25 protein-coding genes are annotated in these 23,595 nt (G+C 70.4%); 10 read left to right on the top strand and 15 right to left on the bottom strand.

The features are described from left to right. Position 1 precedes the first annotated feature (1 nt). The 4 genes from K6753_RS07130 to K6753_RS07115 all read left to right on the top strand — a co-directional run bounded on the left by K6753_RS07130 (position 2) and on the right by K6753_RS07115 (position 3,287). On the top strand, positions 2-661 hold the full coding sequence (locus K6753_RS07130) for a hypothetical protein (RefSeq protein WP_223675670.1): 660 nt from the start codon (positions 2-4) through the stop codon (positions 659-661). A 188-nt stretch (positions 662-849) separates the two neighbouring features. Next, positions 850-1,383 (top strand): hypothetical protein, encoded by a 534-nt coding sequence (locus K6753_RS07125; RefSeq protein WP_223675669.1) that lies wholly within the window; start codon positions 850-852, stop codon positions 1,381-1,383. A gap of 66 nt (positions 1,384-1,449) precedes the next feature. Beyond that, positions 1,450-2,601, top strand: a complete 1,152-nt coding sequence (locus K6753_RS07120) for a winged helix-turn-helix domain-containing protein (protein ID WP_223675668.1) — start codon at positions 1,450-1,452, stop codon at positions 2,599-2,601. Then, positions 2,598-3,287: a VIT1/CCC1 transporter family protein gene (locus K6753_RS07115; RefSeq protein WP_223675667.1), complete on the top strand. Its 690-nt coding sequence runs from the start codon at positions 2,598-2,600 to the stop codon at positions 3,285-3,287. Before K6753_RS07120 ends, K6753_RS07115 begins: the two co-directional genes overlap by 4 nt. A 109-nt stretch (positions 3,288-3,396) precedes the next feature. On the opposite strand, the gene K6753_RS07110 is transcribed toward K6753_RS07115, so the two are convergent. The 4 genes from K6753_RS07110 to K6753_RS07095 all read right to left on the bottom strand — a co-directional run bounded on the left by K6753_RS07110 (position 3,397) and on the right by K6753_RS07095 (position 8,158). Continuing rightward, positions 3,397-3,675, bottom strand: coding sequence for a hypothetical protein (locus K6753_RS07110; RefSeq protein WP_223675666.1), 279 nt, complete (start codon positions 3,673-3,675; stop codon positions 3,397-3,399). 171 nt (positions 3,676-3,846) lie between these two features. Further along, positions 3,847-5,046, bottom strand: a complete 1,200-nt coding sequence (locus tag K6753_RS07105) for an efflux RND transporter periplasmic adaptor subunit (protein ID WP_223675665.1) — start codon at positions 5,044-5,046, stop codon at positions 3,847-3,849. Beyond that, the gene (locus tag K6753_RS07100) at positions 5,046-7,409 is read right to left on the bottom strand and encodes an ABC transporter permease (RefSeq protein WP_223675663.1); all 2,364 of its coding nucleotides are present in this window, start codon (positions 7,407-7,409) and stop codon (positions 5,046-5,048) included. The genes K6753_RS07105 and K6753_RS07100 overlap by 1 nt, the downstream gene beginning before the upstream one ends. Continuing rightward, on the bottom strand, positions 7,406-8,158 hold the full coding sequence (locus K6753_RS07095; protein WP_223675662.1) for an ABC transporter ATP-binding protein: 753 nt from the start codon (positions 8,156-8,158) through the stop codon (positions 7,406-7,408). The genes K6753_RS07100 and K6753_RS07095 overlap by 4 nt, the downstream gene beginning before the upstream one ends. A 179-nt stretch (positions 8,159-8,337) precedes the next feature. Here K6753_RS07095 and K6753_RS07090 point away from each other — a divergent pair, with 179 nt between their 5' ends. The 4 genes from K6753_RS07090 to K6753_RS07075 are packed head-to-tail and all read left to right on the top strand — an operon-like array spanning position 8,338 to position 10,510. Next, entirely contained in the window at positions 8,338-8,781 is a 444-nt protein-coding gene (locus tag K6753_RS07090; RefSeq protein WP_223675660.1) for an Hsp20/alpha crystallin family protein, read from the top strand. 27 nt (positions 8,782-8,808) lie between these two features. Then, entirely contained in the window at positions 8,809-9,441 is a 633-nt protein-coding gene (locus K6753_RS07085) for a hypothetical protein (RefSeq protein ID WP_223675658.1), read from the top strand. Further along, the gene (locus tag K6753_RS07080; RefSeq protein WP_223675657.1) at positions 9,438-9,752 is read left to right on the top strand and encodes a hypothetical protein; all 315 of its coding nucleotides are present in this window, start codon (positions 9,438-9,440) and stop codon (positions 9,750-9,752) included. Before K6753_RS07085 ends, K6753_RS07080 begins: the two co-directional genes overlap by 4 nt. A gap of 44 nt (positions 9,753-9,796) precedes the next feature. Further along, positions 9,797-10,510 carry a VTT domain-containing protein gene (locus K6753_RS07075; protein ID WP_223675655.1) on the top strand — a complete coding sequence of 238 codons (714 nt, stop codon included), beginning with the start codon at positions 9,797-9,799 and terminating at the stop codon, positions 10,508-10,510. Here the strand turns inward: K6753_RS07075 and K6753_RS07070 are convergent. The 4 genes from K6753_RS07070 to K6753_RS07055 all read right to left on the bottom strand — a co-directional run bounded on the left by K6753_RS07070 (position 10,485) and on the right by K6753_RS07055 (position 13,615). Beyond that, positions 10,485-11,069 carry a GNAT family N-acetyltransferase gene (locus K6753_RS07070; protein WP_223675653.1) on the bottom strand — a complete coding sequence of 195 codons (585 nt, stop codon included), beginning with the start codon at positions 11,067-11,069 and terminating at the stop codon, positions 10,485-10,487. The two genes, K6753_RS07075 and K6753_RS07070, sit on opposite strands and share 26 nt — an antisense overlap. 172 nt (positions 11,070-11,241) lie before the next feature. Continuing rightward, entirely contained in the window at positions 11,242-11,949 is a 708-nt protein-coding gene (locus tag K6753_RS07065) for a murein L,D-transpeptidase catalytic domain family protein (RefSeq protein WP_425492075.1), read from the bottom strand. A gap of 203 nt (positions 11,950-12,152) precedes the next feature. Further along, positions 12,153-13,193 (bottom strand): L,D-transpeptidase family protein, encoded by a 1,041-nt coding sequence (locus K6753_RS07060; RefSeq protein WP_223675652.1) that lies wholly within the window; start codon positions 13,191-13,193, stop codon positions 12,153-12,155. Further along, positions 13,193-13,615, bottom strand: coding sequence for a universal stress protein (locus tag K6753_RS07055; RefSeq protein ID WP_223675650.1), 423 nt, complete (start codon positions 13,613-13,615; stop codon positions 13,193-13,195). The genes K6753_RS07060 and K6753_RS07055 overlap by 1 nt, the downstream gene beginning before the upstream one ends. Positions 13,616-13,756: 141 nt before the next feature. On the opposite strand from K6753_RS07055, the gene K6753_RS07050 reads away from it, so the two are divergent. After that, complete coding sequence (locus K6753_RS07050; RefSeq protein WP_223675648.1) at positions 13,757-14,629, top strand: universal stress protein; 873 nt, start codon at positions 13,757-13,759, stop codon at positions 14,627-14,629. Here K6753_RS07050 and K6753_RS07045 read toward each other — a convergent pair. After that, a complete protein-coding gene (locus tag K6753_RS07045; RefSeq protein ID WP_223675647.1) occupies positions 14,623-15,084 on the bottom strand; it encodes a low affinity iron permease family protein in 462 nt (153 codons plus the stop codon). The genes K6753_RS07050 and K6753_RS07045 overlap by 7 nt on opposite strands. Positions 15,085-15,319: 235 nt before the next feature. On the opposite strand from K6753_RS07045, the gene K6753_RS07040 reads away from it, so the two are divergent. Then, entirely contained in the window at positions 15,320-15,970 is a 651-nt protein-coding gene (locus K6753_RS07040; protein WP_223675646.1) for a helix-turn-helix domain-containing protein, read from the top strand. A 279-nt stretch (positions 15,971-16,249) separates the two neighbouring features. On the opposite strand, the gene K6753_RS07035 is transcribed toward K6753_RS07040, so the two are convergent. The 6 genes from K6753_RS07035 to K6753_RS07010 all read right to left on the bottom strand — a co-directional run bounded on the left by K6753_RS07035 (position 16,250) and on the right by K6753_RS07010 (position 23,466). Beyond that, entirely contained in the window at positions 16,250-18,259 is a 2,010-nt protein-coding gene (locus K6753_RS07035) for a PAS domain-containing hybrid sensor histidine kinase/response regulator (RefSeq protein ID WP_223675645.1), read from the bottom strand. Between the two features lie 4 nt (positions 18,260-18,263). Further along, entirely contained in the window at positions 18,264-18,953 is a 690-nt protein-coding gene (locus K6753_RS07030) for a response regulator (RefSeq protein WP_223675644.1), read from the bottom strand. Positions 18,954-19,076: 123 nt separating this feature from the next. Further along, complete coding sequence (locus tag K6753_RS07025; protein WP_223675643.1) at positions 19,077-19,706, bottom strand: TetR/AcrR family transcriptional regulator; 630 nt, start codon at positions 19,704-19,706, stop codon at positions 19,077-19,079. An 11-nt stretch (positions 19,707-19,717) separates the two neighbouring features. Further along, entirely contained in the window at positions 19,718-19,975 is a 258-nt protein-coding gene (locus tag K6753_RS07020) for an acyl-CoA-binding protein (protein WP_223675642.1), read from the bottom strand. Positions 19,976-20,068: 93 nt separating this feature from the next. Further along, positions 20,069-21,016, bottom strand: coding sequence for a restriction endonuclease (locus K6753_RS07015; protein ID WP_223675641.1), 948 nt, complete (start codon positions 21,014-21,016; stop codon positions 20,069-20,071). Positions 21,017-21,234: 218 nt separating this feature from the next. Next, positions 21,235-23,466 carry a M3 family metallopeptidase gene (locus tag K6753_RS07010; RefSeq protein ID WP_223675640.1) on the bottom strand — a complete coding sequence of 744 codons (2,232 nt, stop codon included), beginning with the start codon at positions 23,464-23,466 and terminating at the stop codon, positions 21,235-21,237. Positions 23,467-23,595 lie beyond the last annotated feature (129 nt).

Below are 23,595 nucleotides of genomic sequence, written 5' to 3'. Positions count from 1 at the left end.
CATGAACGCCGAACTCGAACTCGACGACCTGCGCCGCAGCTGGCAGGCACTGGAACGCAAGCTCGAAGCCCAGCACGCGCTCAACTTGGAGCTCGCCACCGAAACCCGCGTCGACAAGGCCAAGGCGCGGCTGCGGCCTGTGCTGGTCGGGCAGGCGGTGCAGGCTGCCATCGGCATCGCCTGCACCGTGATCTTCGCCCGCTTCTGGCTGGCGCACCTGGACGAACCCGCCGCGCTGGTGTCGGGCCTGCTGATGCACGCCTGGAGCGTGGCGCTGGTGGTATCGGCGGTCACCGAGCTGCTGCTGGTGGTGCGCATCAACTACGCCCAGCCGGTGCTGGTCATCCAGAAGTACCTGGGCGTGCTGCAGTACTGGCGCACGCGCATGGCGCCGCTGCTGGGGCTGGCGTTCTGGGTGCTGTGGCTGCCGCTGGTGGAGGTGCTGCTGAAGCACTTCACCGGGGCCGATATTGCCGGATGGTTCCTGTGGGCCAATGTGGCGGTCGGCGTGGCCGGGCTGGCCGGCACGCTGTGGGGCTTCCGCCACCTACGCCGCCGCGGCCACCGCTTTGCCGACGCCATCGACGCCGACAACGCCGGCGGCGGGGTGCGCAGTGCGCAGGCGTTGCTTGCGGATATCCGGCGCTTCGAGGCGGAGTAGACCGGCCTCAAATCCCCAGGATCGTCAACGGCTTGCGGGTGCTCATTGGATGCTCAGGCGTTGCTCATGCCAGTCACAACGGCGCTGGCTAGCGTACGGGCCTCATCCACTGGGGGCAGGCAACGATGGCGACGGATCCGATGGCAGGCGGTGGCAACAGTGGTGGCATGGGGCGCAGGCGCAACTGCGTGCGGTGGGCGATCTGGGGCACGGCGGCAGGCTTGCTGCTGGTGCCGGTGGTGGCGATGCAGCTCGGGGTCGATGGCTGGGACTGGAACGCATTCGACTTCGTGGTGATGGGCGCGTTGCTGGCGGCGGCCTGCGGCACCTACGAGCTGGCGGCGTGGATGTCGGGCAACCGGGCCTACCGCGCGGCGGTGGGCGTGGCGGTGGTGGCGGCGCTCCTGATGGCGTGGGTGAGCCTGGCGGTCGGCATCATCGGGCCGGAGGACAACCCGCTGAACCTGATGTACGTCGGCGTGTACGCGGTCGGCTTTATCGGCGCGCTGGTCGCGCGGTACCGGGCGGGCGGCATGGTGCTCGCGTTGCTGGCGACCGCCGTCGTGCAGGCGCTGGTCGCGGTGGTGGCAACGGTGGCCGCATTCACCGGTGGGCACGGCGGGATCGAGGTGCTGCGGCAACTGGCGCTCAACGGATTCTTCGTCGCGATGTGGCTGGTGTCGGCGCTGCTGTTCCATCGGGCAGCACGCCAGGGTGGGTGACGCGTACGGGACGCGCGCGCGGCGGAGTAGGATGCCCGCGATCCCGGACCCGGCCCTGATGCATCCGTGAGCGCCACCCCCGACACCGCCACCTCGTCGAGCACCGCCACGCGCTTCGCGTTCGCCAGCTTCGTCCTCGACACGGCCAACCGCACGCTGGTGAACGACGGTGAGCCCGTCGCGCTCAATGTGCGCTATTTCGACGCGCTGGTGCTGCTGGTGCGCGAGCACGGGCAACTGGTCGGCAAGCAGCGTTTCTTCGACGAGGTGTGGACGCGCAGCGTGGTGACCGACGCCGCGCTCACCCAGTGCATCAAGGAGATCCGCCGCCAGCTGGGCGACGAGGCTGGCAATCCGCATTTCATCCGCACGGTGGCCGGGCATGGCTACGTGTTCATCGCGCCGGTGCAGGAGGACGTGACTGCGCGCGACGTGGAGACGCCGTCGACGTCATCGATCGAGACCGCCCCATCCGTACCTCACAGCGACGACGCGCGTCCCGCGCTCGCGCATGTACTGGTCGACGGTGCCGCCGCTACCGCCGGCGGCGCCGCGGCCGGTGCGCTGGGCGGCCTGCTGTACGGGTCAGCGCTGGCGGTCGCGCCGCAGTCGCAGGCACTGGGCACGCTGTCGGTGCTGATGGTGTTGATGGCGCTGAGCGTGGCGGTCGGCATGGCCGGCGCGATGGGCGTCGGGCTGGGCATGGCCGGCGGGCGGCTGCTGGGCCGCGGCGCAGGCTGGATGCTGGCCGGCGCCGCGGCGGGTGGGCTGGTCGTCGGCGGACTGGTGCGGCTGCTGGGGTCGGACACGCTCAACCTGCTGGTCGGCCGCGCGCCCACAGGCATCACTGGCGGACTGGAAGGCGCAGCCATCGGGTTCGCGCTGGCATTGGGCATGCTGCTGGGCGGCGGACTCGACCGCGCCCGTGGCTGGCGTCCCGCGTGGGGCGCGGCGCTGTCCACCGGCATCGCGGGGGCACTTATCACCCTGGCCGGCGGCAGCCTGATGGCGAGCAGCCTGGCGCGCGTCGCCGCGACCTTCGACGACACCCGTCTGGACATGGCGCCGCTGGGCGCGCTGCTTGGCGAGCCGCAACTCGGCCCTGTATCGCAGGCGGCGTTGGGGCTGCTTGAGGGCGGAATCTTCGGGGGCTGCGTGGCGGCGGCATTGCTTCTCGCCCGGCGCAGTCAAACATCTCACCCTTTGGAGGCCTCATGAGGCACGGCGAACGGCACCGCACCCACCGCACTGGCTGGCTGCGAGCCGCGGTGCTCGGTGCGAACGACGGCATCGTGTCCACCGCCAGCCTGGTGCTGGGCGTCGCAGCCGCCGGCGCAGCGACGCAGTCGGTGCTGGTCGCCGGCGTGGCGGGGCTGGTGGCAGGCGCAATGTCGATGGCGGCGGGCGAGTACGTGTCGGTCAGCTCGCAGGCCGACACCGAGCGCGCGGACCTGGCTCGGGAGCGGCGCGAACTTGCCGAGCTGCCCGAGCAGGAACACGAGGAACTGGTCGGGATCTACGTGCAGCGCGGGCTGGACCGTCCTTTGGCGGAACAGGTGGCCACGCAGCTGAGCGCGCACGATGCATTGGGCGCCCACGCGCGCGACGAGCTGGGGATTTCCGACACGCTGGCCGCGCGCCCCGTGCAGGCGGCGCTGGCGTCGGCGGCGACGTTCGCTGCGGGTGCCGCGCTGCCGCTGCTGGCGGTGCTGGTGCTGCCACATAAGGCGTTGCTCTGGGGTACTGCGACCAGCTCGCTGGTGTTCCTTGCGGTGCTGGGTGTCCTGGCGGCGCGGGCCGGCGGCGCGCCCGTGGCCCGATCGCTCGTACGGGTGGTGTGCTGGGGTGCGCTCGCGATGGGCCTGACCGCGGGCGTCGGCGCGCTGTTCGGCGTCGTCGCTTGAGTGCGTCCGGTTGCATCGTTAAATCCGCAGGTGACGCGGATTCCATGAAACAGCCAGGGCCGGCTGCCGGCCCCGGCTTGGTGGCGGCAGGCCGCGCTCGGGCTCTCGCCTAGAATTCGCCGATGCAGGCGATATCGTTGCCGGAGCATCGGCCCAAGCGTTGGACATCGTCCTGTGCCTTGTCCTTGGCCGCGATGCGCTCGGCTTCCGTGGTGCACACGCGCGTGACCCGGTTACTGCCAGTTTCCTTTTTCCGCTCGCAAACCAAGCCTGCGTCGTCGCCGGCTTGCGTTGTTTCGGCGGCCGGCGCGGCCGACGCTTCAGGCCTGTCGCCGGCATGGGCGACGCAGGCGATGGACATTGCAAAAAGCAGGAATGCAGTCTTCATGGGAACTCCCTTCCAGTTGGGAGACACGAGCATACGCCCCCGGCGGGGGGCTTCAAGCTGGGCGCCAGGACGGGGCGTGGGGTCGTGATGCGCATCACCACGACGCGCCATGGGAGACGCGCTTGGCTGCGGTGACCGGGTGCCCGAGGGTACGATGTCCGCACAAGTGGTTCACCTTGGCCGCTGGGATAGAAAGCTGACGCGGCTATCTTCCTCCAGCGTTTCGCCGGGGTAGACCACCACGCGGTCGCCGGCTTCGAGGCCGTCCAGGACTTCGGCCACTGCTTCGCCCATGTGGCCGAGGCGGACATGCCGCAACCGCGCATGGCGGCCGTCGATGGCGTAGACGGCCCACGCATCGCCTTCGCGGACGAGGGCGGCGGTCGGCACGCGCAGCACATCGTCGCTGCGCCACGCGATGAAACGCGCGTCCAGGCGGAAGCCGTCACCCCACGTGGGCGGGACCGCGCCGTCGGGCAGGGTGATGACCGCGAGCACGCGCTGCTCCTCCACGCCCAGCGCCGAAACCTTGGTGAATGCGCCGGGTTCGATCCGCTCCAGGCGCGCCTCTACCGGCGCGGTGGCGTCACCCGCGCCCAGCGTCACCCGGGCGCCTGCGGGCAGCCGCATGGCATCGGTGGTGAGCAGTTCGCTGACGGCTTCCAGCGCGGCCGGGTTGCCGATGTCGAGCAGCGGCTGACCCGGCTGCACGGACACTTCGCTCTGCTGGTGCAGCCGGATGACGCGGCCGTCGACGGGCGCGTGCAGGTCGAGCGGCGCGGTGGGGCTGTCATGGCCGGCGTTGGCCAGCAGGGCCGCGGCGGCCTGGCGGTCGGCGCGTGCGGACGCCTCGCGGGCGAAGGCGGCGCGCAGGCCGGCGCGGGCGGCGGTGTCGCGTTCGCGCGCGGCATCCACGCTGGACGCCGCGACCAGCCGGTCGCCGGCCAGTGCCTGCAGGCGCCTGAACTCCGCGCCGGCGGCATCGACCGATGCGCGGGCTGCATCGACGGCCGCCGTGGCCGCGCGTTCGGCCTGCTGCGCGGAGGACAGTTGCGCGCGCGCCTGCGCTTCCGCGCCGGCATCCAGGAGCGGTGCGGTCGTGGGATGCAGGCGTGCCAGCACCTGGCCGCGGGTGACGGCATCGCCGGGCTCGACGGTGATGCGCTCCAGCAGGCCCGCGGTCGGGGCGCTGATGGTCCAGCGGTCGACCAGGCGTGTCCGGGCCTCCTCGGTGAAGGCGACCTCAAGTGGCCCGCGGTCGACGGTGGCGGTCTCCACGTCCTGCGCACGTGGCCAAAGGCCCCAGCCGGCGATGGCGAGGGTGGCGACGGCCAGCAGCCAGAACATGGGGCGGCGCAGGACGGGGGCCATCAGTCGCGCGCCTTCAGTACGCCGATCAGGTCGAGCCGCCGCACCTTGGCGCGCACCAGCGCCCCGGCGAGGACGGCCGCCAGCACGGTGGACAACGCGGACAGGGCGTAGGTGGATGGGCTCACGTAGTGCGGGATGCGGAAGAGGTCGGACTCGAACCCCGACACCATCAACGCGATAAGCCCGTGGCCGAGGGCAAACCCGAGCGGCAGCGCGAGCGTTGTCAGCAGCGCCAGCTCGCCCAGCAGCAGGTACACCACCTCCTCGCGCGTAAAGCCGAGCACGCGCAGGCTGGCCAGGTCGCGCGAGCGCTCCGACAGCGACGCATGCGCGCTGCTGTACACCACGCCGGCGGTTAGCACCGCGCCGAAGCCGGTGGCCACCAGGGTGAAGACGAGGATCATCCGCGCCATCGAATCGTAGAAGTTGGCGATGGCCTCGCGGCGGCGCTCGATGGCGACGATGCCGGGACGTGCCTGCAGGCGATCGACCAGCGCATCCATCCGCCGCGGATCGACCTGCAACGCCGCACCGGTCACACGCGGGCCATCGCCCATCAGCCGGTCGAGCACGTCCAGCGGGAGGTAGGCCTGCGCGCCGAACGGCTCGCCGACCACGGCGTGCAATGGCAGCACCAGCTCGCGCTGGCGGCCTTCGCGCGACTGCAGGCGGATGCGGTCCCCGGCGCGCGCGCCGAGCATGTGCGCGAGGCGGTCGGTCATCAGGACGCCGGCGCGCGTGGGCTGGACCGGCTGCATCGCCGCGTCCAGCGGGCGCCGAAGGGTGGCGCCGTCGGACAGGCCGATGATGGCCGAGCGCTGGCTGCGGTTGCGGTGGCGGATGACCACCGGCACCGCACGCTGCGGCTCCAGGCGCAACACGCCGGGCAGGGCGGCCAGCTCGGCCAATGCCACATGCGACAGGGGCTCGACGAACAGCACGTCCAGGTCCTGCCGGCTGGCGAGGCGGTACTGCTGGTCGACCATGCGACCCACGGCGTCCTCATGGAAGCGGCCCAGCATCATCACCGCCGTGCCAAGCGCCAGGCCCAGCGCCGCAAGCACAGTGCGAAGCGGACGGCGCAGCAGGCTGCGTGTCATCAGCCTGTGCGGGACGCGCATGCGCCGGTAGACGGCATGGCGGTCCAGTCGACGCGTGTCGCCGCTGGTGGGCGGCTCGACCCGCATGGCTTCTGCGGGTGGCAAGGCGAGCGCGCGACGCACCGGCAGCAGCGCGCCCGCCAGCGCACTGGCCAGGCTCACCGCGACCGCCAGTACCAGCACCGGGACCGGCACACGGAACGCCAGCGGCGGAAGCCGGTAGAAATCGCCGTACACGCCGGCCAGCAAGGTTCCCAGCCAGATGCCCAGGGCGATGCCGAGTGCGGCGCCGATGACCGCGATCACCACCGCATGGCCCCCGTAGTGCAGGGCGACTTCGCGGTCGCTGTAGCCGAAGGATTTCAGCGTGCCGATCTGCTCGCGCTGCGCCGCCACCAGCCGGCTCAGCACCACGTACAGGACGAACGCCGCCACGCCCATGAACACCAGCGGGAACAGCTGCGCCATCACCCTCAACTGGCGGAATTCCTCGTCCAGGTAGCGGTGCGACATCTGGTCGCTGCGGTCGATGGCGCCGGTGCCGCCGAAGCGCTGCAGTGCGCGGTCGATGTCGGCGATCAGCGGCGCTGTCGGCGTGCTGGCGGCAGTGCGCACGGCCAGCGTGTTGAAGGCACCGTCCATGTCCATCACCGCCTCCAGCACTTCGCGCGGCAACCAGGCGATGACGAAGCGGCGCGGGTCGGGAAACACCGATTGCGGCGGCAACTGCGCGACGAACTCCGGCGAGCCCGCCACGCCCACCATCCGGAACGTCGCGCGCTTGCCGTGCAGCGTCAGTTCGATCCTGTCGCCGATACGCAGGCCGTGGGCATCGACGAAGGCATCGCTCAGCGCCACCGCATCGCGTTCGCCGGGCTGCGGCAACCGCCCACGTAGCACGCGAAGGCGGTTGACCGGCGGGTGCGGAGACGCCGGCACGCTGGTGGCGTGGACCTGCACGGGGTCGGCGAAGCCCGCCACGCGCGCGCGGCCGAAGGCGCTGACGCGCGCCTCCACGGCGGCAACCCCCGGGAGCCGGGCCACCCCGTCGGCCACGGCCAGTGGCGCGCGCTTGAGGGTGGCGAATACGTCGGCGAAGGCGTGGTCGCGGTAGTAGCGGCTGCGGCTGGCGTCCAGCGTGGCCAGGGTGCCCAGCGACATCACCAGCATCGCCACGCCCACGGCATCCACCAGGGCGATGGCGACGACCTGGCCGCGCATCTGCCACAGCTCCCGCCAGCGTTTGCGGCGCAGCACGCTCACCAGTGCAGCTCGCTGGCGGCCACGCGTGCGGGGTTGGCCTCGTCGCGCACGATGCGGCCGTCCGCCAGTGCCATCACCCGCGTGGCCATGCGCGCAATGTCGGCGTTGTGGGTGATCACCACGGTGAGGGTGCCCAGCTCCCGGTTGACCGCCTCCAGCGCCTCCAGCACGCGGATGCCGGTAGTCGAATCAAGCGCGCCGGTGGGCTCGTCGCACAGCAGCACGTCCGGCTGCTTGGCGATGGCGCGGGCGATGGCGACGCGCTGCTGTTCGCCGCCCGAAAGCTGCGCGGGGAAGTGGTGCAGCCGCTCGGCCAGCCCGACCCGCGCCAGTGCGTCGGCGGGCGGCATCGGGTCGTCGGCGATCTCGGTGACCAGCGCGACGTTTTCCAGCGCGGTCAGGCTGGGCAGCAGGTTGTAGAACTGGAACACGAAGCCGACGTGCTCGCGCCGGAAGAGGGTCAGCGCATCGCCGTCGGCACCGTCCAGGCGGTGGTCGCAATAGGCGACGGTGCCCGAGGTTGGCACGTCCAGCCCGCCCAGGATGTTGAGCAGGGTCGACTTGCCGCTGCCCGAGGGGCCCAGCAGCACGACGAACTCGCCGGGGTACAGGGCCAGGTCCACGCCGCGCAAGGCGTGCACTTCGACCTCGCCCATGCGGTAGGTCTTGGTCAGGCCGGTGGCGGTGAACACGGCAGCGCCCGCGGTGGTGCCGGGGCGTGCGGGTGTTTCGGTGGTCGGCACGGGCATGGCGCGGCCCCCTTAGGTTGGAGCCACGGTAGGGGTCGCGCACGTGGCGGGTATTGACCTGCGTCAGTGCCGGGACCGCCCCCTTCATTGACCCGGGTCAGTACGCCCCTCCGGCGCTGGCGCAGGCTGCGAGGGTCGCCGGCGCGCTGCCGGCGCGTCCCCCACGCAGGAGTAGCCCCATGTCCACGCTGACCCGCTTCAACCCGTTCCGGTCGATGGCGCGCTTCGACCCCGCGGCCGAGTTCGACGACCTGTTCCGCAACTTCCCCCTTCGTCCGCTGATGCGCGACATGGAGACCACGCTCTCGGAGATGCGCATGGACGTGCAGGAGGACGACGCCGGCTACCGCGTGACGCTGGACGTTCCGGGCGCGCGCAAGGAGGACATCGAGGTGTCGGTGGACGGCAGCCGCGTCACCGTGCAGGCCGAGGTCAAGCGCGAGGAGAAGCACGAAGGCAAGGACCTGCACGTTGAGCGGTACAGCGGCCGGACCTACCGGTCGTTCACGTTGCCGCAGGAGATCGACCGTGAAAACTGCAACACGCATTACGAGAATGGCGTGCTGACGCTGACCCTGCCGCGCAAGGGCGAGGGCCAGGCCAAGCGGTTGACGGTCAACTGACGGTCCAATCACACAGGGAGCCCACCGATGAAACCGCACATGGCAGTGGCCGGACTCGCGCTGGCAATGGCACTGGTCGGGGCGCCACCCGCACTGGCGCAGGACGCCGCGTCGCAGGCGCCGCCCACCTCCGATGCCGCCACCCGCGAAGACGTGAAGCGCGAGTCGGACGAGGCGGTGGATGCCGTCATGTCCTACAGCACGGCGCGCCGGCAGGCCGCGCAGGAGCGTGCACGCACGGCCCTGGACCGCATGGGCGCACGCCTGGAGCGGCTGCAGGACGATCTGGCCCGCGAGCGCGCGCAGTCCGGCGAGCAGGCCCGCGACGCAGGGGCCTGGATGATGGCCGGGGCCCGTGAGCGACTGGCGCTGGCCAGCCAGAGCATGAAGGAACTGGAAGCCGCGGGTGAGGCGGAGTGGCCGCGCGCCCGGGAGCGCTTCGTCGACAGTTACCGCTCGCTGGCCGATGCGGTCGAGGGCCTGGTGGAGCGCGCGATGCCGGGCCGGCCGGTGCCGCCCGAAGCACGCAGCACCGATGACGACGCGGCCGATGAAGCCGAAGAGGTACGGCCGGAAGACGAACCGCATCCGGGCGACCACCGGGACGACGCGCCGCGCGGCGCATCACCTGGCGCCACACCCATGGGAGCACCGCAATGACCGCCACGACTCGCCGTATCAAACGCGTGCTCGACCACACGGTCGACGATGCAAGCGCCGCCGCCGCCCATGCCGCACGCAGCGCCGAACGCGCAGCCCGGCACTTGGCCGAACAGGTGGGCGAGGGCACCGACCTGGCGCGCGAGCGCCTGCACGATGCCGCCGATGCCACGGGCATGCAGGTGCGCCGCGCGGGCCGCCATGCGGCGCATGTCGCGCGTCGGCATCCGTGGTGGACGGTGGGGCTGGGTGTCGCGGCGCTGGCGGTGGTCGCGGCCGCCGCACTCCGGTCCTCCGCGCGCCACCGTTGAAGCCGGCGGCGCGACGGCGGTCGCGTGACGGCCGACCCCGTGGCGTGCCGCGATGGTTGGCGGCCCGACTGGGCCGCCGCAGGCTTGCGCTGCTGGCACTCGCAGCGCTCCTGCTGGCGATGTTGCTGGCGACACAGTGGATCGAGCCGCTCCTCGCGTGGCTGCTGACGCTGGCGCCGTTGCTCGACCAGCATCCCCTGGCGGGCGCGCTGGCGTTCGTGGTGCTCTCGGCTGCTTCGGCGGTGGTCGCGTTCTTCTCCGGCGCGGTGCTGGTGCCCGCGGCAGTCAGCGCATGGGGCAGCGCGGCGACGTTTGCACTGTTGTGGCTTGGGTGGTGGCTCGGCGGCGGGCTGACGTACCTGCTGGGCCGGGGACTGGCGCCTTCGGGCAACGGCGCGCAAGGGCTGCCAAACGGTCGCGCCGCCGGGTCATCGATGCACCGCCGGGTCGTGCGGCTGGCCGCACGCTTCCCGCCCGGGCTGGATTTCCCGATCGTATTCGCGCTGCAGCTGGCCCTGCCCTCGGAGGTGCCCGGCTACCTGTGCGGTTACCTGCGGGTGCGCCCGCGCGTGTACTTCGCTGCGCTGGCGCTGGCGGAACTGCCGTATGCGGTCGCCACCGTCCTGATCGGACACGGCCTGGTCGCGGGACGCTGGGTGCTGCTGGCCGCGGGCGCTGCGCTGCTGGCGCTGGTGGTCGCCATTGCCACCGTGCGCATGCGCCGCGCCGGCCTCACAACGCGGGACGCTGGGGATTGAGCGGCAGCGCGTAGATCAGCTGGTGGACGTCCTGCGGGTCGCGCCGGACGTGGAAGCCCAGCGACCTTGCGAGGTCGTGCATGCCGATGTTGCCGGCCAGGTCGTAGGACTCCATCAGCCGCAGGCCGCGCTCCTGCGCGATCCTGATCAGCCGCTTCATCAGCGCGGTGGCCAGCCCATGGCCCTGCCAGTCATCGGCCACGACCACGGCGCATTCGCAGCGTTCGCCGGCGTTGTCGGTGGCGTAGCGGGCCACGCCGACGATGTCCTCGCGACCCCCGGCCTGCGTGGTGGCGGCTAGTGCAACGTCGTTGACGTAGTCGATGTCGGTCAGCGCGTCGATCTCCTCGTCGCTGGGCTCGGACATGCTGCCCAGGAACCGCGCGCGCCGCGATTCAGATGACAACCCCTTGATGAAGCGACGGTCGGCCTCTGCATCCTGGCGGCGGAGCGGGCGGATGTGGACGGTGCGACCGTCATCGAGGACGTGGGTCCAGCACGGGTAGTCCGGCCCGGCGTAGATCGTGGGCGACGCGGGCGGGGTGAGGATCTGTTCCATGGGGGTCGGCTGCACGGGTGGGGGAGCCGTCAAGCTCCCGCGCCGCGCCACGCGCCGTGTTGATCCAGGTCAACCCGGCGCGGGTTCAACATCGGCAACCCACGATGCGAGAACGCCCGCGCGTGCTCAGGCATGCGCGGGCGTTCGGTGACCCGGATCGAAGCCGCAAGGCTCAGCCGCGCGTGGTCGACTCCACCGCGGCCAGCTGGTTGGACGGGCAGTCCAGGAAGCGCGAGGACGCCAGCCACTTCTGGTCCGGGTAGTAGGCGAACACCAGGTGGCCGTCCTTGATGGTGTCGATCACTTCGCGCGAGACCGCCTGGCGCAGGGCCGGGCAGCCGAGGCTGCGGCCGAGGCGGCCCTGGCGCTGGGCCTGCTCAGGATTCACGTAGGGCGCACCGTGGATGACGATGGCGCGCGCACGCGCGGCGTCGTTGATGCCCGGCTCCAGGCCGTCCATGCGCATCGAGTAGCCGTTGCTGCCCACGTACGACTCGGCGGTGGCGAACAGGCCGAGGCTAGACTGGTAGCTGCCTTCGACGTTGGAGAAGCTCGTCGCCATGTTGTGGCCGGTGTTGCGGCCGTGCGCGACGTGCTCGGTGTACAGCACGCGCTGGTCGTTGAGGTCGAACACCCACATGCGCGGCTCGGTGGACGGACGCGAGTAGTCGATCAGCGTGAGGTTGGCTTCCGGACGCGCCTGGCCGGAGGCGACGGCGCAGTTGCGCGCCTTCAGTGCCAGGCCGAGGGCTTCGGCATCGACCGTCGGCGCCTGCGCCATGAGCGCGGCCAGCATCGGTGCGGCGATTGCGGCGCTGCCGGCCGAGGCGGTGGTCGTGGCGACCGGCGTTGCGCTCTGTGCGCTGGCCGATGCAGTCATCGGCTGCGCGAGTGCAAGCGACGCAGGCGCACTCGACGACGCGGCGGCGCCCGAGGGGGCGTCACGGCCGCCAGCGGCGGGGGATGCGGTGAGGGAGAGCGACACGGTCGCTGCGAGGACAAGAAACGGCAGTCGGATTCGGCTCATGGGGGTGAAGGCTACGTGATAAAAACGCATGGGTCGACCCGTGAAGAATGTGTCGTTCACCTTTGTTTTTCTTCACTTTCCTGACTATCCGGCGCATCGGTTGAGGGGACAGCCGCTTCGAGGATCGTGAAGCCTTCGGTACTCACGTCCGCAATCGATTCAGGCGTGACCAGCAGCGTGCTGCCGGGCGCGAGCACGGCATGCACCTGAACGGCAAATGCCGGGTCGATGTGAACGCGGCCGGCCGCCACCGCCGTCCGCATGTCTTCACCCGAGCGTTCCGGCGCGTTGTCCAAGCGGACGGGAATCTGCATCCAGTTAAGGGCCGGTTGGCCCGGCGCGAGACGGCTGTCTTCCGCTGCTGTGCCTTCGAGCACCGCGTACGCCTCGGTGCCCATGCCGGCATCGACGCGCACCGGGCCGCGACCGATCTCGATACCGCCGCGCATCACCACCAGCGTCTGGTCCGCGGTGCTGAGCACCATGGTGACTGGACCGGAAGGCGACAGATCGGGTTGCCAGCTCCAGCCGTCCAGCGCCCCTCCATCGTCCACTGGTGCGCCGCTGCCGAACGGTGTGCGCGTGGCCACGCTGGGCGACTCCAGCTGCTGCGCGACCACCACCGTCATGCCGCGCTCGGTGATGCCGAACAGGGCTTCGGAAAAGTCGTAGGGCAGGCGAACGCAGCCATGTGACGCTGGGTAGCCGGGCAGGTGGCCGGCATGCAGCGCGATGCCGTCCCACGTCAGCCGCTGCATGAAGGGCATGGGCGCGTTGTTGTAGAGGTTGGAGTAGTGCTCGCGCCGCTTCTGCAGGATGTTGAAGACACCCGTCGGCGTCTCGTGGCCGGCCTTGCCCGTGCTCACCGGCGAGCTGCCGATGCGTACGCCGTTGCGGTACACCACCGCGCGTTGCTCCTCCAGGCCGATCACGATCAGCACCGGGCCGGCGGGCGCGACCTGCGGCGTCCAGCTGAAGGCCGGTTCCTGCGCCGGCGCTGCTGAGGCACCCGCTATGGCACCCGTCACCAGCGCCAGTGCGAGTGCGAGCGCGACGCCGGCGATGCGACGGTGTCCCCGTGCCGGAAACAGACCCATCAACGCACCACCGTGACCGGCGTCTGGCAGTGCGCCAGCACCTTGCTGGCGACCGAGCCGAGCAGGGCGCTCTTGAGCGCGCTGCGCCCGTGCGAGCCCATGACGATCAGATCGCACTTGCCGGCGCGCACGTGCTTGATGACGGCCTCGGCCGGGTCGGCGACGGCGTGGATCTCGTCGAACGCCAGGCCCGCGCGCTTCAGTGCGCTGCGCGCGCGCCGGGTCGCGTATTCGCTGTTCTCGTGGTGGTAGCGCGCGGTGGCATCGGGCCCGAGCGCCCGGGCGGCATCGGGCAGCAGCGGCGGGTCGGCATGCAGCAGGAACACGGTGGGCGGCTTGGACATCGCCTTGGCCAGCGCTACGACATGCCGCGTGGCGCGCAACGCCATGTCACTGCCATCCACGGCAAGCAGGATCTTCATCGGCGTACTCCTTCGGTCGGGTGATGGCCATGCTGGGCCACGGGCGCGGTCGCGCGCTTGATCTCGATCAAAGCCCGCCCTGTGGGTTACGCGACGCGCCTTTGACGCAGGTCAATCCCGGCCCTGCGCGGGTGCGATGCAATGCAGGCCCCACCCACCGGTTGCGCCGCCATGTTCAAGGACCTGCTTGTCCCGCTTTCCGGTAACCCGGCCGACGCGGATGCCATACGCGCGGCCCTCGACATGGCCGCGCACTTCGACGCCCACTTGGCGCTGCTGGAGATCGTCGCGCTGCCGCTGCCGGCGGCCAGCCCGTGGGGGCTAAGCCCGGACGTGGCGATGGACGGGTTGTACTGCCGCCTTCGCGCCCAGGCCGAGGTCAATGCGGAGAAGCGGCGCCGTGAACTGGCCGACTCAGGCGTGCCGCACGAGGTGCGCGTGGTGGAATCGCTGTTCACCGACTCGGCGCACATGGCGGCGCATTGCGCCCAGTACGCCGACCTGTCGGTGGTGGCAGGCGCGGTGGATTCCACCGCCGAAGGCGCGCGACTGCACGACCTGATCGCCGCGCTGCTGGCGCATTCGGGCCGGCCGGTGCTGGTGGTGCCGCCGCGCAACCGCTCCCCGCGCCCGCCGCGGAACGTGCTGCTGGCGTGGCGTCCGTCCAGTGGCACGACGCGCGCGCTGCACGACGCGCTGCCGCTGCTGGTGCAGGCCGAGCGGCTCGACGTCGTCATCGTCGATCCCACCGGAGGCGAGCGCGGCGACGGCCCGCAGCCGGGCGGCGACATCGCCACCCACCTGGCACGGCACGGCGTGCGTGCCAATGTCGTGGTGCGCGAATCCAAGGGGCGCGATGTCAGCCCATTGCTGCTGGAGCACGCCAGCGCGATGCCTGCGCACCTGATCGTGGCGGGTGGCTACGGGCACTCGCGCCTGCGCGAGTGGGCGGTGGGCGGCGTGACGCGCGAGTTGCTGTTCGGCAGCCCGGTGCCGGTGTTTTTCAGTCACTGAGCCGGCCTGGCGGGCCCGGCGCCGGGGGCACGCCCGGCCTCGCCCATGTCGCCCGAGCGTGCCGCGAGTGTGGCGTGGATGTCGGCGCGCGCCTGCCGGGCCAGCGCCTCGTAATGGTCGCGGAAGATCGCCAGCGCATGTTCGTCCAGCTCTTCCAGGTCCAGCAGGGAGTTGCTGGCATCGCGCGAAACCCTAATCAGCTCGTCAAGCTTGATCTGCATCGCCTCGGTGTCGCGCACTTGGGTGTTCTGGATCAGGAACACCATCAGGAACGTCACCACCGTGGTGGCGGTGTTTATCACCAGTTGCCACGTGTCGCTGAAGTCGAATAGCGGCCCGGAGGCGAGCCAGGCGGCCACCGCAGCTACCGCCAGCAGGAATGCCGACGGCCGTCCGGTGTAGCGCGCCAGCGACTTCGCGGCGCGGTTGAACGCGCCTGTGCCCACGCCGCCCATGCATCTTCTCCCGGACTCACACTGCTTCCAGCCTGGTGGCGCCGGGGCCGCCGGGTATTGACCGGCGTCAACACGGGGCGGGGTGTTACACACCGTTACACGCCGTTACGTGGCTGACGTCGTTCGCGCGCGGCGCCCGGCTAGCGTGGCGTCATCTCCGGAGGGCGCGCACATGCAACAGGCGATTACGGAACGGGCCGCGATGCGGCCGCTGGCGACCACGAGGATGGGGATGATGGGTTCCCATGCGGCGCTGGATGCGGGCTGGCCCTTGATCAAGCATCGCCTGCGCCCCCGACAGCCTTTGTTCCTGGCCGGGCAGGACCGGGGGGCGCTGTACTACGTGCACGCCGGATGCCTGAAGACCCGGGTGATCAGCGCCGATGGGCGCGAGCGGATCACGGGGTTCCCGATGCGGGGAGACATTCTGGGGCTCGAGGCGCTGGACCTGGGCACCTATGCCTGCGACGCCATCGCGCTGGACGTGGGCGAGGCATGGGAGCTGCCATGCCGTCATCTGGACGAGGCGCCGCAGGAGTTGCAGGCCTACGTGACGCGCTGCCTTGCGCGCGAGTTGCGGCGCGACTGGTACTGGATGCTGGACCTGTCCACGCTCAGCGCCGACGCGCGGGTCGCGCTGTTCCTGGCCGACCTGTCCGACCGGCTTGCCGCGCTGGGCTACAGCGCGCACCAGCTGATGCTGCGCATGACGCGCGCTGAGATCGGCAGCTTCCTCGGGCTCACGCTGGAGACGGTGACACGCGCACTGGGACGGTTGCAGGCGCGCGGGCTGGTGTCGGTCGATGGGCGCGTGCTGGAACTGGTCGACCTGGCTGCATTGCGTGGGGTGCCGGCATCCGATGACACCGTTCCGGTCTGTCATTGAAGGCGGGCAATGCTGCAATTCGCCGGGATGCGTTCCTCTGTAGGAGCGGCTTCAGCCGCGATCCGAAGTCGGACGGGCGACAGCTTTCCGATCGCGGCTGAAGCCACTCCTACAGATGCGGACGTGTGCCGCGACTCGTTGTAGGAGCGACGTGAGTCGCGACCGTTGCATCCGAGTGAGGTGGTGTTCGCGACTTACGTCGCTCCTACAGCTGATGGCGTCAGCAACGCGGGTGAGGGGACCGGTCTCACCGGTTCCCGATCGCGGCTGAAGCCGCTCCTACAGGGGGTCTTGGGCGTTGCCGGCATTGGGCGGGTGTGCGGCATCGAGCAGGGCGCGGACGCGGGCGAGCAGGGCGTCGCGCTCGTAGGGTTTGCTGATCAGTTCGAACGGGCCCGGCGCTTCGCCCAGTGGGGCCTCGTAGCCGGTGGCCAGCAGCACGGCGATGCGCGGGTGCGTGTCCTGTGCCGCCAGTGCCATCGCCTGGCCGTCCATCCCGGGGCCGAGCATGACGTCGCTGAAAAGCAGCTCGAACCGTTCGGCCCGCAGCATGGCGAGCGCGGTCTCGCTATCTGGCACGGCACGCACGTCGTAACCGCCCGAGCGCAGGAACGCGATGGCGATGCGGCGCACGTCGGCGTCGTCTTCCACGACGAGCACGCGCTCGCCACGTGATAGCGCCACCGGCGTGGCCCGTTCCGTCGGCAGCTCGACCTCGCCACGCGCCACCGGGAGATACAGCGACACCCGCGTGCCATGGCCCGGGGTGCTCTCGATCCGCAGTCCGCCGCCGCTTTGCCGCGCGAAGCCGTACACCATGCTCAACCCCAGCCCGCTGCCGCGTCCGGCATCCTTGGTGGTGAAGAACGGTTCCATCGCGCGTGCCAGGGTGTCCGGGGGCATGCCCAGGCCGGTGTCGGCGACGTTGATCCGCACGTACCGGCCAGGCGGAAGGTCGTCGTCGGCGTGTTCCTGCGGGACGTCCAGCGCAGAGGCCGCGATATCGATGGTGCCGCCCATGGCCATGGCGTCGCGCGCGTTGAACACGAGGTTGAGCAACGCCGCTTCCACTTGGCCCGGGTCGACAAAGATCGGCGGCACGCCATCGGGCGCGGACGTTTGCAGCACGATGCGCTCGCCCAGCGTGCGCGCCAGCATGCGCTGCAGGTCATCCAGCAACTCGCCCACGTCCACCGCGCGCGGCAGCAAGCGCTGGCGGCGCGCGAAGGCCAGCAGCTTGCGCGTGAGCTGGCTGCCGCGGTCGACGGAGCGCATCGCGCTTTCGATGAGGTCGGCCGCGTCCTCGGTATGCACGTGCGGGCGAAGCAGCTGGAGGCTGCCCGACAGCACCGTCAGCAGGTTGTTGAAGTCGTGCGCGATGCCGCCGGTCAGCTGGCCAAGTGCATCCAGGCGCTGCGCGTGGGCGAGCGCCTCCTCGGCCCGGCGCTGCCGTAGCAGGGTGGACAGCAGGCTGCCGGTCGAGTGCAGCAGGTGCAGGGCGTCGGCATCCACGCGGTCGGCGGACGCGGCGACCAGCAGTGCGCCGGCGACGCGTTCGGTGGCCTGTAGCGGCACCACGACCACGCAGGCATCGCCGGGCCAGCCCGGATCGGTATCGACCAGCAGGGTGGACGGGCAATCGCCGGGTGCGTAGACGACCGGGGTACTTCCGGACGCGGACGCCGAGCCGGGCAGGACCAGGCCGTCGGCCTCGCCGCCACCGATGCGCCAGCCATGGCCCGCCACCGCCTGGATGCGCATGTGCTCGCTGCCCGGCGGGCGCAGTGCAATGGCGACGCCTTTGGCGCCCAAGGCGTTGGCCAGCAGGCTCGCCAACGCATCGAACAGGCCGGGGCCGGTCAACTCGATTGCCAGCTGGCCGACCTGCGCGGCAATCGCGTCGTAGTGCGCGCGGGCCAGCGCCTGGCGTTGGCGCTGGGTGTCGGTGATGTCGCGGATGGACGCGAGGACGTGCGGCGTGCCGCCGTGCACCAGCGGGCTCAGCGCGATTTCGACCGGGAAGCGGGTGCCGTCACCGCGCTGGCCGACCAGCACCTGGCCGGACGTGCCCATGGGGCGCACGTGGGGGTCCTCCAGGTAGCGTGCTCGATGGCCGCGATGCAGCTGGCGCAGGTCGGCCGGCAGCAGGGATTCGACGCCTTGGCCTTCGAGCGTGCCGGGGGCATGGCCGAACATGGCGTGGGCCTTGGTGTTGGCGCGCACGATGTGTCCGTCGGCGTCGACGATCAGCAGCGCGTCGGGCACCGCTTCGAACAGGTGCGGGTCCATCGCCTCAGCGCCGCAACACGTCGGCGGTCAGCACGTAGCCGACGCCCCGCACGCCCTGCACGAGGCCCGGCGCGGCGCCCGCGGCTTCGAGTTTGCGCCGCAGCCGGCCGACGCCGACATCGATGGAGCGGTCGAACGGCCCCGCGTTGCGGCCGTGCAGTGCCGACATCAGGGCATCGCGGCTGAGTACTTCGTGGGCGTGCTCCAGCAGCGTGCGCAGCAGGGTGAACTCCCCCGAGGTCAGCGCCACGGGCTCGCCATCGTCGCGCCTGAGGGTGCGTGCGGGCAGGTCTAGGGTGAATCCGTCGAACTCCAGCCGCCTGGCCTGCGCTGCGGTGGCGGGCGCATGCCGTCGCAGCACCCCGCGCACGCGGGCCAGCAGTTCGTGCAGGTCGAAGGGCTTGGCGATGTAGTCGTGCGCGCCAAGCTCCAGGCCGATCACGCGTTCGCTGGCCGCGCCCCGGCCGCTGACCACGATCGCCGGTGGGCCGCCGCGTTGCTCCAGGTGGTGCAGCAGGCCGAGGCCGTCTTCGTCGGGCAGGCCCAGGTCCAGCAGCACGAGGTCGGGGGACATGCGCTCCAGGCTGTCCCGCGTGGCGCGCGCGTCGCGCGCGTGGGCGGTGCGCAGCCCGTGGTCCCGGAGGAATCGGGACACAACGCCGGCGATCCCGTCGTCGTCGTCGACGACAAGCACGAGGGGAGAAGCCCCTCCCTCCGGGGAACGTCCAGGCGGCTGCGTGCTCATGGCAGTGCGTGACGAAGAATGCGCGCGCCGCCCCCCGGAGGGCAAGGTGGGGGCGATGCCTGCCTTCCGGCATCAGGCCTGGCGGTAGGCGCCGGTCAGGGTATGCAGGTGCAGGCGTTCGGCGTCACGCAGGAACGGGGCGACCAGCATCATTACCTGGACGATGCCATCACGAATGGCGGCGTGTTCGTCGCGGTCGCCGCGCGCGGCGGCGTAATTGAGCCAGAACGTGGCGACCACCAGCACGTTGGTGGCGGTCGCGGCCAGCTCGTTGGCCGAGGCGCGGATCACGCCGGCCTGCAGCAGGCCATGCAGCACCCCGTGGGCCTGCCCGTCGGCGCGCTTGAGGATGCGCGCGAAGCGCAGGCGCAGGGTGCGGTTGCGGCTGAGGATCTCGACCAGGTCCCGGTGCAGGAAGCGGTAGTCCCAGATGCACTCGAACACCCGGTGCAACTGGAGCCAGACATCCTCCAGGCCGGGCAGGCGGTCTTCCGGCGCGGACAGCGCGGCATCCATCCGCGCCTCGAAGTCCGCGAACAGGTGCTCGATGATGTCGTCCTTGTTGCGGAAGTGGTAGTACAGGTTGCCCGGGCTGATCTCCAGCTCGTCGGCGATGTGGTTGGTGGTGACGTGCGGCTCGCCCTGCGCGTTGAACATCGCCAGGCTGCAGTCGAGGATGCGCTGTCGCGTCTGCCGGGCCATCGATGCACGGCTCAGCGGCGGAGCTGCGCGACCAGGTCGATGTAGCGCTGCTTGGCCTCTTCCTGGTCAACACCCTTCATGCGCGTCCAGGCTTCGTACTTGGCCGAACCGACGAAATCGAAGAAGCCCGGCTTCTCGCCGTGGACGTCACCCTCGGTGGCCTGCTTGTAGCAGGCGTACAGCCGGAGCAGGGTGTCGTTGTCCGGTCGCTCGGGCAGCACCTGCACGTCGCGCGATGCCTGCTGGAAACGTTCTTCGAGATCGGTCACGGCGGCCTCCGCGGTGGCGCCTGGCGAGCGAGGCGGCATGACAGCACGCGCCCGCGAGTGAATCAACCGCCTCCGAGCCTGCGGACCCGAAGGCTAGAACGCGCGGCACTGCCGGAAACGGACCGAATTGCGGCTGCCGGGCGGCGGCTGCAACTGCAACCGCGATGCGCGCAGGTCGGGGTACTGCTCGAGTACCGCGCAGATCCCGGGCACGTACGCATCGATGTCCTCGCCGGACTGGTAGACCACCAGCGTGGACGGCGTGGACCAGACGGCGCGATCGACGCCAGCCACGGTGGAGACGCCCTCGGCCACGGCCTGGCGCTGGGCTCCCTCGTCCACGGCAGGTGCCGGGGCGGCGTCGGTGGCGGGTGTCGCGGCACTGGGGGACTCGGGCGCGGTCGATGCAGGCGCGGTCGACGGCGAATTGGACGGCGCGATGGACGTCGAGCTGGTCGGTGCCCGCGACGTTCCTGCCGGCATGACCATCGCGGTAAGTACTCCCACCGCCAGGCCGACGGCCAGCGCCAGGCCCCACCCGAGGCGTTGTTCGCGTGCCACCTGCACGCGCGCCTTCTCCGCCAGGTCCTGGTGCAGGCTGGGCGGGATCAGCGGGTCGATCAGGCTCCAGAGGGTAGGGCCATCGATCAATTCGATGCCACGCGGATTGCGGTACGCCTCCGCATCGATGCGGCCGAGTGTCGCCAGCACGCCGCCGGCCGCGCTGTCGAAGCGCACCGCGTCGGCCAGCTCGTCGACCTGCTTGCGTCCGATGCGGTAGTTGGCGCCCTGCTTGCAGCTCAGCAGCCAGTCGCGCCCGTCGCGATGCAGCATCAGGTCCGCCTGCTTGCCGCGCTCGGCCAGCGGCGTGGTGCGGCTGACCTCGAAGCCCTGCGCCTGCAACGCCTCGATGACGAACTGCGAGAACTCGCGCCAGCGCATGGCGGCCAACGCGGCAATGCCGCCCTCGGTCTCGAGCCGGGGCACGCGCACTTTCTGCAGGTAGAACGACAGGCCCATGCCTGCCAGAACGGCGGCCACGAGGCCTGCTATCACCGGAACCACTGCCTGCATCGCGCCCTCGCGCCCTTGGGAAGGCGGCGACTATACGGGTCGGCAGCTGATTGGGAAGTGAGCCGCTCACCGTTCAGGGGTGCACGGCGACAGGAGGGCGGGGACCCTAAAAAAAAACGCCGCCCGGTCGGAACCGGGCGGCGTCGGCTACATCGTTGCGTGTTGCGGGTCGTTGACGCGTGGCGTCAGTTGGTCGCCCCCGGCGCGGCCGGGGTAACGGCCTCGGCATTCGGCGCGGCACCGTCGTCCACGACCGGCGTGGCCAGGCCACGACGCTCCAGCAGCGGCTCGATGCGCGGCTGGCCGCCACCGGTGAAGTCGCTGAACAGCTGCAGCGCGTCCTTGCTGCCGCCCTGCGACAGCAGCGCGTTGCGGAAGCGGTCACCGTTGGCGGTGGTCAGGCCACCGTTCTCCTCGATCCAGGCGACGGTGTTGGCGTCCAGCACCTCCGACCAGATGTAGGCGTAGTAGCCGGCCGAGTAGCCGCCCATGATGTGGCTGAAGTACGGCGTGCGGTAGCGCGGCGGCACCGGTGCGTAGTCCAGACCGACCTTCTTGAGCGAGGCGGCCTCGAAGTCCATGACTTCGTCGGCGTCGGGCAGCTGGTCGGCGGTGAGCTGGTGGTACTCCTGGTCGATCATCGCCGCACCCAGGTACTCGGTGGTGGCGAAGCCCTGGTTGAACTTGGCAGCGGCCACGACCTTGTCCAGCAGCTCCTGGGGCATCGGCTCGCCGGTCTCATGGTGCTTGGCGTAGTTGGCCAGCACGCTCGGCCAGTCGGCCCACATCTCGTTGACCTGCGACGGGAACTCCACGAAGTCGCGCGGCACGCTGGTGCCGGAGAACATCGGGTACTTCACGTCCGAGAACATGCCGTGCAACGCATGGCCGAACTCGTGGAACATCGTGGTCACCTCGTCCCAGGTCAGCAGGGTGGGCTCACCCTCCGACGGCTTGGGGATGTTCTGGTGGTTGGCCACGACCGGCTTGGTGCCTTCCAGCTCGGACTGCGAGACGTAGGAGTTCATCCACGCGCCGCCGCGCTTGGAGTCGCGCGCGTACGGGTCGAAGATGAAGATCGCCAGCTGGCTGCCGTCCTTGTCGAACACGTCGTAGGTCCAGGTGTCCGGGTGGTACTTGGGCAGGTCGGTGCGCTGCTTGAAGCTGATGCCGTACAGCTGGTTGGCGGCGTGGAACACGCCGTTCTCCAGCACGTTCATCATCTCGAAGTAGGGCTTGAGCTCGGACTCGTCGAACGCGTACTGGTCCTGGCGGACCTTCTCGGCGTAGTACGCCCAGTCCCAGGGCTGCAGTTCGAAGCTCGGCTCGCCCTTGGCGGCCTGCTCCTTGTCGATCATGGCCTGCAGCAGGGCGCCCTCGCGGCGTGCGTTGGCGACCGCGGCCGGGGCCAGGCGCTGCAGCATCGCGTTGACGGCTTCCGGGTTCTTGGCGGTCTCGTCGGCCAGCACGTACTCGGCGTGCGTGTCGTAGCCCAGCATCTTCGAGCGCTCGGCGCGCAGCTTCAGCACCTGCGAGACGATGCCGGTGTTGTCGAACTCGTTGCCGCGGCTGCCGCGGGCGACGGACGCCTCGTGCAGCTTCTGGCGCAGGGCGCGGTTGGTCAGGTAGGTGTTGGGCGGCTGGCCGGTGGTGTTCTGCAGGGTGATGACGTACTTGCCATCCAGGCCACGCGACTTGGCGGCTTCCTGCGCGGCGGTGATCGCGCCATCGGACAGGCCGTCGAGCTCTTCGAGCGTGTCGACGGTGATCGCCGAGGCGTTCACTTCCTTCAGCACGTTCTGGCTGAACTGGGTGCCCAGCTTGGCCAGCTCGCCGTTGATCTCGCGCAGGCGCGCCTTCTGCGTCTCGTCGAGCTTGGCGCCGGCGCGGACGAAGTCGGTGTGGTAACGCTCGACCAGGCGCACGCCCTGCGCGTCCAGGCCCAGCGAGTCACGCTGGTCGTACAGCGACTGGATGCGCGCGAACAGCTTCGGGTTCAGCGTGATGGCGTCGCTGTGGGCCGACAGCTTCGGCGCGTACTCGGCCTGCAGCTTCTGGCGGGTGTCGTTGGTGTCGGCGCCCAGCAGCGAGAAGAACACGGTGGCGGTGCGGTTGAGCACGTCGCCGGCCTGCTCCAGCGCCAGGATGGTGTTGTCGAAGGTCGCCGGCTCCGGGTTGTTGGCGATCGCCTCGACCTCGGCCAGGTGCTCGGCCATGCCGCGATCGAAGGCCGGCGCGAAGTGGCTGTCCTTGATCTGGTCGAAGTGCGGGTACTTGAGCGGCAGGGTGCTCTCGGCGAAGAACGGGTTGCTGGCTTCGGCGGTCACGGACGTCTCGGCGGTGGCGGTCTGTGCGAAGGCGGGCGCGGCGGTGGCGGCAATGGCCACGGCCAGCGCCAGGGCAAGCGGATGCTTCATAAGACGGGAACCTCGTCGTAGGGAACCACCAAGCCTACCGGATGCCGCTTGAACCAGCCCATGACGAAAGACATGGCGCTTGTTGCGCTGCAGCACGCGTTTCCGGTCATTGGCCGGCGCTAGACTCGC

Source organism: Novilysobacter selenitireducens (assembly GCF_020026895.1).
GTDB classification, from domain to species: Bacteria; Pseudomonadota; Gammaproteobacteria; order Xanthomonadales; family Xanthomonadaceae; genus Lysobacter_C; species Lysobacter_C selenitireducens.
This window is presented reverse-complemented; position numbering and strand designations above follow the sequence as displayed.

Excerpts from the sequence above, each read along its gene's own strand:
- K6753_RS07130 (WP_223675670.1), top strand. The coding sequence starts at position 2 with ATGAACGCCGAACTCGAACTCGACGACCTGCGCCGCAGCTGGCAGGCA.
- K6753_RS07115 (WP_223675667.1), top strand. The coding sequence starts at position 2,598 with ATGAGGCACGGCGAACGGCACCGCACCCACCGCACTGGCTGGCTGCGA.
- K6753_RS07110 (WP_223675666.1), bottom strand. The coding sequence starts at position 3,675 with ATGAAGACTGCATTCCTGCTTTTTGCAATGTCCATCGCCTGCGTCGCC.
- K6753_RS07105 (WP_223675665.1), bottom strand. The coding sequence starts at position 5,046 with ATGGCCCCCGTCCTGCGCCGCCCCATGTTCTGGCTGCTGGCCGTCGCC.
- K6753_RS07095 (WP_223675662.1), bottom strand. The coding sequence starts at position 8,158 with ATGCCCGTGCCGACCACCGAAACACCCGCACGCCCCGGCACCACCGCG.
- K6753_RS07090 (WP_223675660.1), top strand. The coding sequence starts at position 8,338 with ATGTCCACGCTGACCCGCTTCAACCCGTTCCGGTCGATGGCGCGCTTC.
- K6753_RS07085 (WP_223675658.1), top strand. The coding sequence starts at position 8,809 with ATGAAACCGCACATGGCAGTGGCCGGACTCGCGCTGGCAATGGCACTG.
- K6753_RS07080 (WP_223675657.1), top strand. The coding sequence starts at position 9,438 with ATGACCGCCACGACTCGCCGTATCAAACGCGTGCTCGACCACACGGTC.
- K6753_RS07070 (WP_223675653.1), bottom strand. The coding sequence starts at position 11,069 with ATGGAACAGATCCTCACCCCGCCCGCGTCGCCCACGATCTACGCCGGG.
- K6753_RS07065 (WP_425492075.1), bottom strand. The coding sequence starts at position 11,949 with ATGACTGCATCGGCCAGCGCACAGAGCGCAACGCCGGTCGCCACGACC.
- K6753_RS07060 (WP_223675652.1), bottom strand. The coding sequence starts at position 13,193 with ATGGGTCTGTTTCCGGCACGGGGACACCGTCGCATCGCCGGCGTCGCG.
- K6753_RS07055 (WP_223675650.1), bottom strand. The coding sequence starts at position 13,615 with ATGAAGATCCTGCTTGCCGTGGATGGCAGTGACATGGCGTTGCGCGCC.
- K6753_RS07050 (WP_223675648.1), top strand. The coding sequence starts at position 13,757 with ATGCAGGCCCCACCCACCGGTTGCGCCGCCATGTTCAAGGACCTGCTT.
- K6753_RS07045 (WP_223675647.1), bottom strand. The coding sequence starts at position 15,084 with ATGGGCGGCGTGGGCACAGGCGCGTTCAACCGCGCCGCGAAGTCGCTG.
- K6753_RS07040 (WP_223675646.1), top strand. The coding sequence starts at position 15,320 with ATGGGTTCCCATGCGGCGCTGGATGCGGGCTGGCCCTTGATCAAGCAT.
- K6753_RS07035 (WP_223675645.1), bottom strand. The coding sequence starts at position 18,259 with ATGGACCCGCACCTGTTCGAAGCGGTGCCCGACGCGCTGCTGATCGTC.
- K6753_RS07025 (WP_223675643.1), bottom strand. The coding sequence starts at position 19,706 with ATGGCCCGGCAGACGCGACAGCGCATCCTCGACTGCAGCCTGGCGATG.
- K6753_RS07010 (WP_223675640.1), bottom strand. The coding sequence starts at position 23,466 with ATGAAGCATCCGCTTGCCCTGGCGCTGGCCGTGGCCATTGCCGCCACC.